The 15,344-nt window shown below is 61.3% G+C and carries 14 protein-coding genes and 1 tRNA gene; 7 read left to right on the plus strand and 8 right to left on the minus strand.

Annotated elements, in window-relative coordinates; translation table 11 throughout:
* Nucleotides 1-298 precede the first annotated feature (298 nt).
* From ilvE to FGW20_RS09940, 3 genes are all read left to right on the plus strand, one after another.
* Nucleotides 299-1,168: a branched-chain-amino-acid transaminase gene (gene ilvE, locus FGW20_RS09930; RefSeq protein WP_301677934.1), complete on the plus strand. Its 870-nt coding sequence runs from the start codon at nt 299-301 to the stop codon at nt 1,166-1,168.
* An 86-nt stretch (nt 1,169-1,254) separates the two neighbouring features.
* Nucleotides 1,255-1,327: transfer RNA gene (locus tag FGW20_RS09935), tRNA-Glu, on the plus strand.
* A 126-nt stretch (nt 1,328-1,453) separates the two neighbouring features.
* On the plus strand, nt 1,454-1,636 hold the full coding sequence (locus FGW20_RS09940; RefSeq protein WP_301677935.1) for an HIT family protein: 183 nt from the start codon (nt 1,454-1,456) through the stop codon (nt 1,634-1,636).
* A 26-nt stretch (nt 1,637-1,662) separates the two neighbouring features.
* Here the strand turns inward: FGW20_RS09940 and FGW20_RS09945 are convergent, their stop codons facing one another.
* From FGW20_RS09945 to FGW20_RS09970, 6 genes are all read right to left on the minus strand, one after another.
* Nucleotides 1,663-2,070: a PDDEXK family nuclease gene (locus FGW20_RS09945; protein ID WP_301677936.1), complete on the minus strand. Its 408-nt coding sequence runs from the start codon at nt 2,068-2,070 to the stop codon at nt 1,663-1,665.
* Nucleotides 2,048-2,623, minus strand: coding sequence for a GrpB family protein (locus tag FGW20_RS09950; RefSeq protein ID WP_301677937.1), 576 nt, complete (start codon nt 2,621-2,623; stop codon nt 2,048-2,050). Before FGW20_RS09950 ends, FGW20_RS09945 begins: the two co-directional genes overlap by 23 nt.
* Nucleotides 2,624-4,027: 1,404 nt before the next feature.
* Nucleotides 4,028-5,137 carry an outer membrane lipoprotein-sorting protein gene (locus FGW20_RS09955; RefSeq protein WP_301677939.1) on the minus strand — a complete coding sequence of 370 codons (1,110 nt, stop codon included), beginning with the start codon at nt 5,135-5,137 and terminating at the stop codon, nt 4,028-4,030.
* Nucleotides 5,134-5,676 carry a hypothetical protein gene (locus tag FGW20_RS09960; protein ID WP_301677941.1) on the minus strand — a complete coding sequence of 181 codons (543 nt, stop codon included), beginning with the start codon at nt 5,674-5,676 and terminating at the stop codon, nt 5,134-5,136. Before FGW20_RS09960 ends, FGW20_RS09955 begins: the two co-directional genes overlap by 4 nt.
* Nucleotides 5,673-7,289 carry a hypothetical protein gene (locus tag FGW20_RS09965; protein WP_301677942.1) on the minus strand — a complete coding sequence of 539 codons (1,617 nt, stop codon included), beginning with the start codon at nt 7,287-7,289 and terminating at the stop codon, nt 5,673-5,675. The genes FGW20_RS09960 and FGW20_RS09965 overlap by 4 nt, the downstream gene beginning before the upstream one ends.
* 96 nt (nt 7,290-7,385) lie before the next feature.
* Nucleotides 7,386-8,111: a hypothetical protein gene (locus FGW20_RS09970; RefSeq protein ID WP_301677943.1), complete on the minus strand. Its 726-nt coding sequence runs from the start codon at nt 8,109-8,111 to the stop codon at nt 7,386-7,388.
* Between the two features lie 239 nt (nt 8,112-8,350).
* On the opposite strand from FGW20_RS09970, the gene FGW20_RS09975 reads away from it, so the two are divergent.
* The 3 genes from FGW20_RS09975 (at nt 8,351) to FGW20_RS09985 (ending at nt 10,803) form a co-directional block, all read left to right on the plus strand.
* Nucleotides 8,351-9,154 carry a winged helix-turn-helix transcriptional regulator gene (locus FGW20_RS09975; RefSeq protein WP_301677944.1) on the plus strand — a complete coding sequence of 268 codons (804 nt, stop codon included), beginning with the start codon at nt 8,351-8,353 and terminating at the stop codon, nt 9,152-9,154.
* A 63-nt stretch (nt 9,155-9,217) separates the two neighbouring features.
* Nucleotides 9,218-9,775, plus strand: coding sequence for a GNAT family N-acetyltransferase (locus FGW20_RS09980; RefSeq protein WP_301677945.1), 558 nt, complete (start codon nt 9,218-9,220; stop codon nt 9,773-9,775).
* A gap of 350 nt (nt 9,776-10,125) precedes the next feature.
* Nucleotides 10,126-10,803 carry an Hsp20/alpha crystallin family protein gene (locus FGW20_RS09985; protein ID WP_301677946.1) on the plus strand — a complete coding sequence of 226 codons (678 nt, stop codon included), beginning with the start codon at nt 10,126-10,128 and terminating at the stop codon, nt 10,801-10,803.
* 5 nt (nt 10,804-10,808) lie between these two features.
* On the opposite strand, the gene FGW20_RS09990 is transcribed toward FGW20_RS09985, so the two are convergent.
* Nucleotides 10,809-11,531, minus strand: a complete 723-nt coding sequence (locus FGW20_RS09990; RefSeq protein WP_301677947.1) for a uracil-DNA glycosylase family protein — start codon at nt 11,529-11,531, stop codon at nt 10,809-10,811.
* A gap of 96 nt (nt 11,532-11,627) precedes the next feature.
* Between FGW20_RS09990 and FGW20_RS09995 the strand changes: the two genes are divergently transcribed.
* Complete coding sequence (locus tag FGW20_RS09995) at nt 11,628-13,211, plus strand: DEAD/DEAH box helicase (RefSeq protein ID WP_301677948.1); 1,584 nt, start codon at nt 11,628-11,630, stop codon at nt 13,209-13,211.
* Between the two features lie 612 nt (nt 13,212-13,823).
* On the opposite strand, the gene FGW20_RS10000 is transcribed toward FGW20_RS09995, so the two are convergent.
* On the minus strand, nt 13,824-15,083 hold the full coding sequence (locus tag FGW20_RS10000; RefSeq protein WP_301677949.1) for a glycosyltransferase: 1,260 nt from the start codon (nt 15,081-15,083) through the stop codon (nt 13,824-13,826).
* Nucleotides 15,084-15,344: the final 261 nt, after the last annotated feature.

Raw genomic sequence — 15,344 nt, forward strand, 5'->3', positions numbered from 1 at the left:
AGAATGGGAATAGAGCCTCACGCGAAGAGCGCGAAGCCGCGAAGTGCGACCTCCCCCGCGGGGAGGGAGCATGAGCACCGTCAGGTGCGAAGGGGAGTTGCTCTCAGATAAACCGATCTTCGCGTTCTTCGCGGCTTCGCGTGAACTAACGGGTGCGGATAGCGATGCAGTCGCACACGAAGTGCAACGTTCCATAGGAACAGAGTTCACGGGACATCACGCTTCCGGCCGTCCCGTCCGCCATCGGGCGGCGCACGAAACGCAAAACATACAAGCGAATCGATACCACACTACTGCCATGATAATTTATCTCGACGGCAAATACATCCCCGAAGAGGAGGCGAAGGTCTCGGTCTTCGACCACGGGCTCCTCTACGGCGACGGCGTTTTCGAGGGGATACGGGCCTACAACGGCAGGGTCTTCCGTCTCGACGAGCACATCGCACGGCTCTACGACTCGGCGAAGGCAATCGACCTTGCCGTCCCGATCACGAGGGAGGAGATGGCCGAAGCGATCAAGGAGACCCTGCGGAAGAACAACCTGCGGGACGCCTACATCCGCCCGATCGTGACGAGAGGCATCGGCGACCTCGGCCTCGACCCCCGGAAGTGCGAGAAACCGACCGTCATCGTCATCGCCGTCACCTGGGGCGCGATGTACGGCGACCTCTACGAGAAGGGGCTCCGGGCGGTCTGCGTCTCGGTCCGGCGCACCCCGCCGGAGTCGATGCCGCCGAATGTCAAGAGTTTGAACTACCTGAATAACATCCTCGCGAAGATCGAGGCGAACTACCGCGGCGTCGATGAGGCGATCTTCTTCGACACCAAGGGCTACATCGCCGAGGGGTCGGGAGACAACCTCTTCGTCGTCAAGGACGGCGCCATCATCACCCCGCCGACCTTAAACAACCTGCGCGGCATCACCCGGGCGGTCGTGCTCGAACTCGCGGAGTCGATGGGCATCACCCTCCTCGAGCGCAACCTCGGCTACTTCGACCTCTACACAGCCGACGAGGTATTCGTCACCGGAACCGCAGCGGAGGTCGGCCCGATCCGCGAGATCGACGGCCGCGTCATCGGGAACGGCAAGCCCGGCCCCATCACCCGGCAGCTGATGGCGGCCTTCAAGACCGTCACCCAGAAGGAAGGAAGCCCGATCGACGGGTAAGGAGAACCGGGCCGACCTGGATACTCCAGGCATAACTTTTTTATCCGCACACGCCGAAGTTGTATGGCACTTCGGTGCAAAGATTCGCTGCTATAGTGTAGGGGCCAATCATGTCGGCCTTTCACGCCGACGACTGGGGTTCGAATCCCCATAGCAGCATCCGTTTTAATTGACATCAGTTCTACAATGCATTCCTTCTTCAGACGCCCGTTATGATAGATGGCTAGAGTCCACCGGCCACCTGCTGATAATCCCTTTCCGGCACACCGCCGGTTTCTTCGAGTGATGGACTGCGAGCAGGCACCACTGCTGGGGTTTGTGCGGGAGGCGGCGCGGTTTCTCGACAAGCGCTTCCGTCCCGACGGTTACAGCATCGGCGTGAACGTCGGCGAGGCTGCCGGGCGGGCAGACGCTGGTGCACCTGCACGTGCACGTGATCCCGCAGTATGCCGGGGATATGGCGAGTGACTGTCTATCATCAAAGGAACATCAGGCTATTCTAAAAGCAGTTCTTCCGGACAACGTTTTTTGACTTCTTGTTCATACCGTGCGTTCACTTGAGATAGAAGATCGGCAACTGATCCGTAACCTTTCCGATATACAATATCTTGTGCAATTTGTGCCAGTTTATGGCCGTTAATCAAGAGAATGGGATACTCGTCCTCAATTATTTCTCGTTGCACGGCTACTGAAAAGTAACTCGTCGCTACATAAACTCCTAGCCACCCTCTCTTCAACCTTGCAACGGTCCTCGCAACATCTTTGCCCGATGTCGGCGAAGTAATTGTTTCACATTTCGCCTGCCCAAGAACAATTGTTTTCGCAGTTCCAAACCCTCTTCCAATTTGAAGGACCTTCAGCACCGGGCCGATCGTGCAATCACTCAATTCTGCCCGGTTCATTTCGTGCTTCCTTTACAACGGACTGTATGAATGCCGCCTTTCCCTGTGTATAGGCCTCGCGGTCGAACTGATACTCTTCTTTGAGACGGCGTTTCAGTTTGCTATATTCCTCCGCAACATCAGGATGGAGAATAAGATAATCCCGGAAATACAGCTCATCCCAGTCGCCGCCATAGCGGACGTGGATATGGTAGGTCTGTCCCACAAACCCTTCCGGCGTATACCCCTTCATGAGCATCATGTGAGGCGGCGGATCGCGTGGCTGGGGGTTGTAGAGGTACCCGATGTCCACCAAATTGCGAATCAACTCCTCATTGTCGCAATCATCGCTCACTTCGAGCAGGATATCGATTGTCGGCTTTGCGATTATCCCGGGGATGGAGGTGCTGCCGTAATGCGAGATCCGTTTGATGTGGTCCTTGCCGACAGCGTGTTCGATAAGTTCCTTTTCAGAGGCATATATCGCCGGCCAATCCGGATTATACTCCGACAGGATGATAGGGAAAAGTCGTCCCAGTTCTTCAAGACTCATTTCATTCAGCGGTTTTACCACGTTTATCACCCGAGTATTGCAATCTAACGAGGCATACGCGGTAAGGCACCATGGAATCTGTGCTTACGGTAGTTTTTCCCGACAATGTCGGAAAAACGTTTCGTTAAATCAATCCGGACTGCTTTGCTCGTGGTTGAGAATGAAAGAGAAAACTCAGCGTGTTCTCCAGTGTGCGGCAGGTTCCCCGATGACAGTGAGTCGGGTATATCCTGGATATCGACCGTTTTACAGGCGATGCGGATAGTGTCAAAACAGTATAAATTCAGCCCGCCTTGCACCACCTGAAGTTCGCACACCTTCAGTCCCCGGTTCATGGACTGAGCCTACGCCGGTCCATTCACCGAAAAAGGAGCGAGGAATCTTCACCCCGCACCGGGATCGATCGTCGCATCGATCGACGTCCCGGGGGAACCATGGGGAAGACATCCCCCTCTCACTCGATCCTGAAATGACGAGATATGGGCCGAGAATCCCCCTACGCCCCGGCTTTCATCCGCGCAGGCCCGTAGTCTCCGAACGACTAATGCATTGTGTCATCTTATTTTAGAAACTTTTGTCGCATGTTGGGACGGGCACTCTGGTCTCACGCGGGAGTGCGCGAAGGTCGATATAATCCCCTGAAACGTCCCTTCGCGCTCTTCGCGGCTTCGCGTGAGGGGTAATGGAGAGTAGCGAAGTCTCACGCGAAGCCGCGAAGGTCGCGAAGAGGGATGGGAGATCTTTAAAGTTAAGATAACAACAAGCACTAAGTTCCCTGCCCGTCGTCCTCTCCTTCAGGATACTAACCGGGTGCCAAAGCCGGTACGGACGGCAGCGACCGCCGGGAGCACGCCCTGTTCTGTCACCGGGGTGTCGTGGCATTCCGAAGGTGCCGCCACGACCTTTGACAACCCACCATCCGACCTCTATTAACCTGCAATTTTGAAATTTGCCCCAAAAAAAGACGGCATTATAAAAAAAGGCAAATGGAAAAATTTATAATAAAGATAGGCCTAAGTGTTGTTGGCCTGTTGGTACGGTGTTCGCTGTTAGACTGACTAATGTCCATTAACATTCTCATCGCGATCCTTCAGGCGATCGTTATAAAACTACTAACAATATCAGATTACGTCTCATTCCAACACAGGACTGGTGTCCGATTACCAATTTGGTTTTATCCACATCGTCATTTTTTTTCAGGAGCGAAGGGGATGGAGCAGGATGCCACCGTCTCCAGGACGGGGGATGGCGTGGAAACTTCCAGTGGAAGTTTCCCGACAGGAAGATGCGAAGCATCTTCCGTGTCCTGGAGGCCGGTCATCTACACTCCTCTGTGGTACGGTGCGACAGTTCATACCCCAGTTGCGGAGCCCCAGCGCCAGGACGCCTCACCTCCCGCGATAGAGGGAGAAGCGTCCGCCGGGGTTATGCCGGAACCGGCGCAGCCTCTATCGCCACCGATTCCGCCACCCGTACGAGTTCATCTTTGCCGAGCATACCGCCCGTGAGGTGGTAGGAGTATTCGCCGTCATGCCAGCGGAGCTGATCCCTCCCATCGGCAGAGACATACCCCGCCTCCCGGCCCCCAGAGAGGAGCACCACATCAGGCGTCCCGGGAAGAACCGCTTCCTCCCGGTAGGGGTCGTGCAGCCGTTTCACGACCTCCAGGTCATTGCTGCTATCAGTGAACCGGAGCATCGTATAGCCGCCGGGGAGGTGCACCCCGTCAGCGAAGGCATACCCTTCCGGGAGATAGGACGGCATCTCCACACCATAGCGCCGGGCTTCCTCGATGCTTGAGAGGAAGAGCGGCGTGATCGCGGCCGTCGGCATCGGCCGGACCTCGACGCCTACCGGCGGGTCGAAGGCGAAGATGTCGTCCGGGAGCCCGGTGTTCGCCAAAGGATCGGTGTATTCGGCAGAGAGGATCAGGTTCCCCTCGTTGCCGTACATCTCCACGCCGAGGAGGAGCCAGGTTTCGGCATCGATCCATACCCTGAAGCGGTGAACCGCCTCCCTGTAGCGGGTGGGCGCCTCGAAGGTCTTCGAGTCACCCGTGACTTCAAGGATATAGGCGGTGCGACCGCCTATGGTCTCGCTGCCCAGGTAGGAGGCGTTCTGCTCGGAAAGCGCTCCGGCGACCGTCTCCGCATACCCCCGGACTCCCTCCGCCCAGCCGGGGTAGGGAGGTTCGGAGAAGGCGGCCTGTATATACGGCCCCGCGACCGTCAGCGCCGTCCGGGTCGCCGGGTCGTAGCGCCACTTCCGGGTGCCGTTCGAGACGACGACCGTCCCCGCGAGGTCCGCGGGCTCGAGGAACTCCAGCCGGTAACTTTCAGGGGCTTTCCGGAGCAGCCTGACGGTGACGTTCTCGGAACCGGCCGTTACCGCCACGGTGGCGGTGAAGTCCGTCGCCTGCTCCTCTGCCGCGATGAACCGGGCGGCAATCTCGTCCGCCGGCGGCGGATCCGCAGCGGTGTCGAGGCACCCGGCGGCGCAGGCGAGGAGGAGGAGAGCGAGTGCTAAATGCTTCATTTACAGGCCGCCCCCGTCACGATGAAGAGCAGTCCGACGAGCGGCATGAGGAGAAGAGTATACAGGACCATGGCAATCGCCATGAAACCCGGCACAGGTGTCCCGGGAACAAGGGCGCAGAACGCGTTAGCGGCCAGGATGAGAGACAGGACGCTGACAAGGGCGGAGACGGCGATCGGCATCATTACCCCGTTCCGGCAGTCATCCGGGAAAGAGTAGAAGAACAATGCTGCCGCCGGAGGAAGCAGGAATAGGAATACATGGTTCCCGATATCAGGAACCGTCACGACCCACCTGGTGATTCCCGTCCAGAACGCAAGAGCGGTGCAGACGGCCGCGAACGGGATGCCCCAGAACCACCGGGGCGACTCGTGCCGCATCGCCCGCAGGAACTGAACCGACCCGGCGAGCGAGACGAGCGAGAGCAGGATGATCACACTCCCGGTACCGATGGAGCCATGGGATGCGAGCGTCACCGGCATGACTGCCCAGAGGAAGAAGAAGACCGCGCTCGCGGCGATGAGCGGGGCGAGTTTCATCCCCGCCTCACCCCCCGGCGCAGGAGCGCGATACCGCAGGCGGCCGTCGCCGCGAGCGCCCCGAACCCCGGAGCGCGGGCGGGCGCCGTCCACCCGTTCTCCCCGAACGACCGGGTCGTCCCGGCAAGGACGTAACCGCCGTCGGCCGTCGCAGCGAGGGCCGAGATATCGTCGGTCGCATCGCCGCCGAAGGAACGGGCGGCGGTGACGTCACCCCTATGGTCCACGAGCACCAGCCACCCATCGTGCGGCCCCCCGGCGTAGACCGTGCCGGTGAAGGCATACTCCCCCGGAGACGGTGCGACCGCCGACGTGATCGGGAAGACGCCGGGAATCTCGGGCGTCACGGCCCAGGCGACATCCCCGGTCCCGCCGAGTCTGGTGAGACAGGGGCCGGGGAGATCGCTTCCGGGGCAGAACGCCCCGCCGGCGACGAGGTAACCGACGGCACCTCCGCCGGGCACTTCGAGAAGAACCGCGCCGGTGCCGCCGTCCATCTCATCAAGCGTCTTCGTCCAGAGTACCTCCCCCGTCGGATCGGTCTTGAACAGTCGGATGGGCGCGGCGGTTCCGGAACGTGCCGCTTCCCAGGGGTTCCTCACCGCGGCGAGGTAGCCCCCGTCGACCGGGGTCGATATGACGCTGTCCATAATCCCGGAGTCGTTGCCGCCGATGGTTCGGTTCCACTCCTCGAACCCGTCCCGGTCGACCCTGACCAGCCATGCATCATCGGTCCCGGCATTCCTATTCCCGCCAAGGATGAACCCGCCGTCACCGGTCAGATCGACCGTCGTGAAGAGTCCGTCCCCCGGAAACGTCCGGCTCCAGACCTCCCGGCCGTCCGGCGCGACCTTGAAGAGCCAGGCACTCCGCGTATTCTTCTCCGGCGTCCAGCCGGTGCTCCCGGCGACGACGTAGTTGCCATCACCGGTCGCGACCACGGCACGCACGGTATCCCAGTCCGGCCCGCCGTAGGTCTTCCTCCAGACCTCGTTGCCGTCGGCGTCCGTCCTGAGCAGCAGGGCGTCCCGGAACCCGGTGTTTCCGGCGATCAGGTATCCCCCGTCGTCCGCCTGGAGCACTGACGCGACGTCCGCACTATCCCCGCCGGGGTAGGTCCGGTTCCAGGCCTCGTTCCCCTGCCCGTCCGTCTTGACGAGCCAGATGGAGAGGTCGTACCAGGTTGCCTGCGTGCCCGTGGGCGGGGTGGAAAATGCCTCCGCCATCGCCCGGGAGATATCAGCGAGGACGGCGTTCTCCTCGTCGGTCAGGACCGGGTTCTCCCCCGCCGCCGGGGCGAACGCGATCCGGGTCACCGCACCCTCGGTCTCGTGCACCACCGGATACTTCCGCCAGATCTCACGGAGGGACTCCTTTAATGCCTTCTTCTCTTCGTTGGAGCGGGGAGAGCGGTCGATGTAGCCGAGCAGGTTTTCCTGCTCGTCATCGGTTCCGACGAGCATGACGTAGTGGGGCGACGCCTGCTTCACCGCATCGTCGATCTCAAGCCGATCGACGGGCGCCTCCACCGGGCTCTCGGCCGGGCGGGGGGTTTCGGCAGCCGCCGGGAGGATGAGCAGGCAGAGGATGAGAATAACACGAAGATACTTCATGGGATCAACTCCGGCCTCCCGATTTCGCCAAACATCGGTCCGGCACGTCTGCCGGCAGAACGGAAGGCCTATTAATGAGCGATTGGGGAGGGGGGTTTATATCCTTTCTGTGCCGTTCGTCTCCGCGTATGCAACCCTCTCCGCCAGGGCGATCTCCCGCGGGGCAAAAATGACCAGCGCCCGGGGATCCTCGTCGATGGCGGTCGGCGTCCGGTTTTCGTCCGGCGGGTCAAGAAGGTAGATCTCAATGGTGTTCCAGACCTCCGTGGTGGCAAAGGAGATGAACTTCAGCGGGCGGAGCGTGCCGTTCTCGACGGCGTAGATGTTTCTGTAGGTGTCGTCGTAGGTCCGGTTCTGCTCGTGGTAAAAGATCTTCAGACTCGTTCCCCCTTTGCCGTAGGAGATCTCGTCGAACGGGATGTCGTCGGCAGCGGCGAGGGTTCCGAGCGGGTGGGCATGGGGAGGGCGGTAATCGAGCCGCTGGGACGAGAGGTAGGCGCTCCCGTTCTGAAGGACAAAGGCGGAGTGGACCCAGGGTTCATCCTCCATATCGGCAAAGAAACCGAACTGGATATAGGTGAACGAGCCGTTCGCATCGAAATCCATGACAAGCAGCGACGACTTCGCCGTCCGGTTGTCGAACGGGATCTGCTCTTCCATCGCCTCCCAGATCTCGAGGAGCGGGGGGTTGTGCTGTTCCGCCGGAAGGACGGGGACGGTTTCGTACTTGATCGTCTCGTAGCCGGGCGGGACGTAGAAGGCTCGCCAGAGGACGAAGACCACCACGATAACGATGCCGAGGATAAGCCACCGGTCTCTCATGCGTTCGTGCTCCCGGCGATGAGGTAGCCGCCGTCCGCCGTGCCGCTTGAGACGGCGACGATTCGCCGCCGTCCTGTTACAGACGGTTGCTCCTCCACCATAGTGGGAGTTGGGACGCGAGATTATATACGATTTCTGTGCCGACCGTCTACTCGCGAGCCCCGGTTTCCCTGAAGCCGGGTAGGAAAGGCTGCCGACAAAGCGCAAAGGTCAAGAGCCCGCACCCCTATTCCTGTAGCATGCGACGCCGGACGGCTGCCGTACTCCTGATCATCCTTCTCACCGCTCTCCCCGCCTCTGCGGCCGCAACGGGGTATACGGTCAGCCCTGCCGGGAACTACGTACCCGACGGCCCGCCACAGGATATGACGCCCATCGAGTGGTGGCAGGTCCCGCCCCAGATTCTGATTACCAGCCTGCTCATCGGAACCGCCCCCGAACTCCTGGTCGTCGTCAACATCCTGTTTCTCTTAAACGTCTGGCTCTTCTTCGGCTACCGCCGGATTGCAAAACGCGCCGCACTCGAACACGAGACCCGGACGGCGATCTACGACCACATTTGCGCCCACCCGGGCATCCGGCTCGGCACCCTCGCCGAGGACCTCGGGATAAACCGGGGAACGTTGCGATACCACCTCGGGAAACTGCAGGAGTTCGGGATGATCGCCAGCACCGCCGTCGGAGGACAGACGGGATACTTCGAGAACCGGCAGAAGTACTCCCCCCTCGAAGAGAAGGTGCTCATCCACCTCAAAAACCCGAACACCCGGGAGATCCTCTTCACGCTGCTGGAGAGCCCGGGGGCGTCGCGGCCGGAACTTGCCGAACGGCTCGGGATAACCGCATCGTCGGTCTCGTGGCACCTCCGAAGGCTGAAGGGCGACGGCGTCGTGCTCCGGGAGAAGGAGAGAGGAGACGTCCGGTATACCCTCTCGGGAGAGGCTGCGGCGTTTTTCGGGGAGCGGAAGGGCGCCGGGGCGGCGAAGTCCGGGGATTGCCGGGACACCAGGCATGAGGGAGCGGGTGCCGGGAGCGGTGGATGAAGGACGGAGAGAACTGTTTTCTTCCGCGTATGCTGCCGCCTTATTTTTAATCAAAACACATTCATGGCAGTGACCCCGATGAACCCCCACCGCATCCGCACCGAACGCCTCGACCTGATCCCGGGCACGCTCGAGATCCTCGAGGCCAACCGGGACGACCGTCAAAAACTCGCCCGCCTCCTCTCCGCCGCCGTCCCGGGTTCGTGGCCGCCGCCGCTGCTCGACGACGAGACACTCGGGGAGTTCATCCAGATGATCTCCGGGGAAGACGACCCGCTCTTCGGCGCCTGGTACTGGGTGCTGGACGACCCCGCAGCTGGAGAGCGGACCCTCATCGGCACCGGGGGGACCGCCACGTCGCCCACGGCGGAGGACGCGGTGCTCATCGGCTACTCGGTGCTCGACGAGTTCCAGAGCAGGGGCTACGCAACCGAGGCGATCCGGCACCTCATCCCCGCGCTCTTCTCCCTCCCGGGCATCCGGCAGATCGAGGCGGCGATCTATCCGGATCTTGGCGCACCCATCCGGGTGCTGGAAAAGAACGGATTCACCCGGGCAGGTGAGGGATTCGAGGAAGGAACAGTCAGGTACGTGCTGAAGAAACCCGACGGTTCGGCCTGAGCCGGGGTGCCGGGGACGGCACCGGTAATGCGCACCGCACCGGGTTCGGGCGCACCCTAAAAAACCGCTTTTTACGGCCCTGGAACCCGTAGCGTCACCTGCATGAACCCACCTTTCATGTATCAAGGCTGACCCGGGGGCTGCCGGAACGAACCCGGTCCCCCCCACCGCGCCTTACTCCCCTGTGCAGCGCATCGGCCGGCATAATTCCGGTGCACACCACAGAGCCAAACACAGGGAAAAACCCGTCACTCCGGCAGGGCGGAGCCCCGCACAGGAACCTATATGATGTGCTCGCACCCTGTGAGCCTGCCGATATCGACAAAGGATTGAGGCAGGATGTAGGAATCATGGCATGGAGAAGACCGTCGCGCGAGATCTGGGGCGAATTCGACCAGATGATAGGGGATATGCAGAAACAGTTCTCCGAGGTGATGGAGCGGCTCTCGGGAGCCGCACAGCAGGTGCCCACGCTCGGAGGAACCGGGACGGTGGTCGATGTCCTGGAACATGACACGGACGTCATGGTCGTTGCCGACCTCCCCGGCGTCGATAGAGAGGGGATATCCGTCCGGCTCCTTGATGCGAGGACGCTCAGGATCACCGCCCGGAGGCAGGAGGCGAAGGAGGAACGGCAGGCCGGATACCACATGCGGGAGCGGAGGTTCGGCGCGATCTCCCGGACGGTCTCCCTCCCCACCGACGTCCGCGACGAAGGAGCGACCGCCACGTTCAAGAACGGCGTCCTCGAGGTACGGCTGAAGAAGGTGGCCGAGACCCGTGGAAAAGAGATCTCGGTGAGCGAAGAGGCCGCCGAGCAGCACAGAGAGCAGGTGGAGGAAGGATACCGCGAGGCACGGGAGAGGATGGAGCCGTCCGGGTACCCGCGCTCCCAGGACGTGATGAGAGCGGCGGAGGAGATCGAGCTCGAGGAGCGGGGGAGTCCCGAGGAGCAGGAGACGGCCGCGAGGCTCCGCGAGCAGAAGGAGAAACTCTACGAGGAGGGGAAGAGGAAACTTTCGGGGTAACCCCGTCATCCCACAAGATTCCGGAGGGTCTCGAACCCCGACTCGATCGAGGCCAGGTACCGCCGGTTGCGTCCGCCCGGGTAGGGCAGGCAGAGAAGCCGGCTCTCCTCGAAGATCGCCTCCCGGGAGAGCCCGGTGATCGACCCGGCACCAGAGAGAACGCTCGCGTAGGGTTCGATGTGCCGAAGCCCGGTGAGCGCCGTATTCCCGAGGGCGACGACGTATTCCGGGGCGAGGGCGCCAATATCGGGTGCAAGGGTCTTTTTGGCGCTCATCCAGACAAGATCGGCCGGGATGGCCGGTTTGCGGTTCTTCCGAAAGACGCACCGAACCGTATCAACGAGATAGAGACCCTTCTCGGCGAAGAGGTCGAGGTTCTCCCGGCGCGACACGCCGTCGAGCCCGAGCAGACAAAAGAGGTTCTCCGCGAGCCCGCGGGAGAGGGGCGCGGCGCCGGGACGGCACGGCGCGTCGTAGCGGTCGTTCCAGAAGTAGGGGTAGCCGGGACTCCGGCAGTCGGCCGGTTCCACGACCTCGCGCCGCCCGGCGACCCAGGGCGGGGACTCGGCGACGAAGAGCACCTTCACGCGGTCGGGCCTCCAGGAAGCGGCATCGCAGGCATCGTGTGGCAGGAGCCCGGGCAGGAGAATGCCGTCGAGGTCGGGGCGTTCAAGCGCGTAGCGGTGGTAGGCCTCCCGCATCGCCGGTAAAGAGTCCCGCGGATCCATCACTGCAGGTTCGTCGCCATACCGGATATCTTCATGGGCGGATCCCGGGTGTGAGATGCGACATATAAAGAGGTCTCAGAACCAAGAAGTGGGAGAATGGAGAAAAATATTACCTTCCAGGAACTTAATATCTCGCCAAAGACACTCCGCGCAATAGAAGATATGGGCTTTGAAGAGCCCACGCCCATCCAGGTCAGCACCATACCGGCGCTACTCGACGGACGCGACGTGACCGGCCAGGCACAGACTGGAACGGGGAAGACGGCGGCGTTCGGCGTTCCGGCGATCGAGCGCGTCGATCCCGGCAGCCGGGAGGCACAGGTTCTCGTCCTCTCCCCCACCCGGGAACTCGCCATCCAGACCGCCGAAGAGTTTTCCCGCCTCGCGAAACACCACCGGGGCATCAGCATCCTCCCGATCTACGGCGGCCAGCCGATCGACCGGCAGTTCCGGGCGCTGGAACGCGGGGTCCAGATCGTCGTCGGGACGCCCGGCCGGGTGCTCGACCACCTCGACCGCGGAACGCTCTCGTTTGGCGCGGTAAAGGTCGTCGTCCTCGACGAGGCCGACCAGATGCTTGACATGGGATTCCGGGAAGACATCGAGAAGATCCTCGACGACACCCCGTGTGACCGCCAGACGATCCTCTTCTCGGCCACCCTGCCAAAACCCATCCTCGATATCTCGAGGAAGTTCCAGAAGAACCCCGAGTTCATCTCGGTCGCACGCCGGGAAGTGACCGTCCCGCAGATCGAGCAGCTCTACCTCGAGGTGCGCAACCGCGACAAACTCGAGGTTCTCACCCGGCTGCTCGACATGTACGACCCCGACCTGACCCTGGTCTTCTCGAACACCAAGAGGGGTGTCGACGACCTGACCACGCACCTCCAGGCCCGCGGCTACTTCGCCGAGGGGCTCCACGGGGACATGAAGCAGACCCTGCGTGACCGGGTGATGGCGAAGTTCCGGGCGGGATCGATCGATATCCTGGTCGCGACAGACGTCGCCGCCCGGGGGATCGATGTCGAAGACGTCGACCTGGTCATCAACTACGACGTCCCGCAGGATATCGATTACTACATCCACCGCATCGGCAGAACGGCGCGGGCCGGACGCGCCGGGCGGGCCGTCACGTTCGTGGGCCAGAAAGAATACTTCAAACTGCGGACGATCCAGAACTACACGAAGATCAAGATCGCCCGGATCCCGCTCCCGACGCAGGGGGACGTTGAGGAAAGCCGGACGCGCAAACTCGTCGACCGGGTGCAGCAGATCATCGAGGAAGGCGATCTTGACAAGTACGCGAATCTCGTCGAGCAGATCATCACCGAGGACTACACCTCGCTCGAGGTCGCTGCCGCCCTCCTGAAACTGGAACTCGGCGGGGTCGACCAGGGCCAGCCGCATGAGCTCAGGCCGGCCCAGGGGCTGGCTCTGCTCAGGATCCCGGTCGGAAGGGAACACCAGATCAGGCCGAAGGATATTGTCGGAGCGCTTGCAGGCGAGACCGGGATTCCCGGCAGCGCCATCGGCGCGATCAACATCTACGACACCTACTCCACCGTCGACGTGCCCCTCGATGCCACTGAACAGGTCATCGAAGGGATGAAAGGAAAGACCATCGCACGGGTCAAGCTGCCCCGGCCGATCGAGATCGTCGAGACGGGCGGCAGGCGGTAAGGGCTGGCGGATCCGGCCCCTGAAAAATCCTTTTTTGCGGGCGGTGCAGCACACCGACGTGCTCGAACCGCACTGGAAAGGCTGCAGGGCAGAACGGTCATCGACCCGGAACGGTTTTCCCGGAACGGGAGCACCATCCGGTATGAACCAGCGCGATCACCGCATGGCAACCCGGAGGTGCGGGGGGATTCTCCGGGGTAGCGGCACCGGTCTCATCCAGGGAAACATATATATACGCTGGCGCATATTCTACACCGTCTGGGGGGTGGTGGCGTCAATAGGTTATGGTACAATCTTATCTTCCGGAGTCTCATCGCCATCGAAAAAATCGAGAATTATCTGCCCTAAGACCCGCATATTCGGAATAGTATATTTGCAAGATGGTGTCCTGCAAACTCCTGCCCGGGTTTGACCAGCCATCTCTGCCACCTGCCCTGCATCAGGGGGCGCGACGGGGCAATCCAGCCCGTCGCGCCCTCCTCAAAAAAAACCGGATCCCCGGAGAAACTCCGCACGAATCTGCCGGATGGCGGCGACCATGAAACCGCTTTCACGGCCCCGCCCGCCTGTAGGTGTATCAGGGCTGTACACTTTTTTTGCGTTCTTCTGCCTTCAGGTATTCAGAACGCCGAGCTCCGTGTTCAGCATGTCCAGGTAGTCCGAGAGGAGGCGGGTGATCAGGAAGTTCTGCCGGACGTGCTCCTTGCCGGCCCGGCCGAGCCGCTCCCCGATCTCCGGGTTCTCGAGAACCTGTCGGATCCTCCAGGCGAACCCGTCGATGTCGGTCGGATCGAGGAGGAAACCGGTCTCGCCGTCCTCGATCTGGAGCGATATTCCCCCGACCCGGGACGCGATGACCGGCCTGCCCTTCCAGAGCCCTTCGGTGACGGTCAGCCCAAATCCTTCGCGGAGCGACTTCTGGAGGATGACGCACGAGACCCGCTGCAGGGCGTTGACCAGCAGGTGATCTTCGGCGGTGATCAGAATGACGTCGCCGGCCTCGATGAACTCCCGTGCCTTCTCCTCGACGCGACGGTAGATCGCCCAGCCTTCGGGGTCGTCGGGGGCCATGCTCCCGCAGAGCACCAGTCTGCAGTCGACGTGCTCGCGCACCTGAAGAAAGACGTCGACGACCCCTTCGGGGTCCTTCCACTTGTCGAACCGCGAAATCTGGGTGATCAGCGGCTTGTCAATCGGCACGCCGTACTTCTCAAGAAGGCCTGCGATCTCCGCGTCGGTGAGATCGCGGTTCTTCTCCGAGAGGGGATCGATCGCCGGACGGCAGATCCACTGCTCCATCGACATCCCGCGGCGCCGGTACTCCTCGTGCGAGATGACCATCCGGTCATAGTCCAGGACAAAGTCCTTGAGGAACTCCCAGAGGTCTGTATCAGGGTTCGAGAGATCGACGTGGCACCGCCAGACCCAGGGCTGGGCCTTTTCGTAGAACCGGATCAGGGGAAGAGGCTGCGGGTCGTGGATGACCACCAGGTCGTGGTCGATCTTCATCTGCCCGGAGAAGCATTCGTTCGTCCGGAGATAGAGCCCCATCTCATCGTCCGAGAACGATATCGCCTGCCCCTGCAGCGCGTTGTGGAAGTTCTTGGTGATGGTGAAGAAATCACCCTCGCCATTCAGGATATTCCACTGCGTCCTGACCCCGACATCGTTCATGAGCGGAACGAGCGAGAGGATCATCTCCGCTACGCCGCCGCTCTGGTAGGTTGAGTTCACGTGAAGGACCCGCTTCCCCTGGAGGGCCTCCGCCTTGCGGTAGATCCCGGAGATGACAGCGTCGCCAACGATGGGCCGGTGGTCCTCGAGCGTCCGGCCGTTGTCGCAGATGCAGGTTATTCCGTCCATATAGGCCATCGCAAATTTCCCCCTCAAAGACAGTCTAGAGACTTACTGCACAGAGCATCTATGCCCACGAATTAATAAATATATGCATATAGAAATAATCCATTTAATGCCGGATTTTAATCACAGCACATATTCTATCGACATAATATGGATTTGCACGATGTATAACAGTGACGGCCAGGACAAAAAAGGTTAATATGGTGACAAAATTCGGAGCCCCGGAACGATGCCGATCCGAAGAGCGCGGGAGGTCGGATGGATCGGCGCGCC

The sequence above is a fragment of the Methanoculleus methanifontis genome (genome assembly GCF_030464365.1).
In the GTDB taxonomy this organism is placed as follows: Archaea; Halobacteriota; Methanomicrobia; order Methanomicrobiales; family Methanoculleaceae; genus Methanoculleus; species Methanoculleus methanifontis.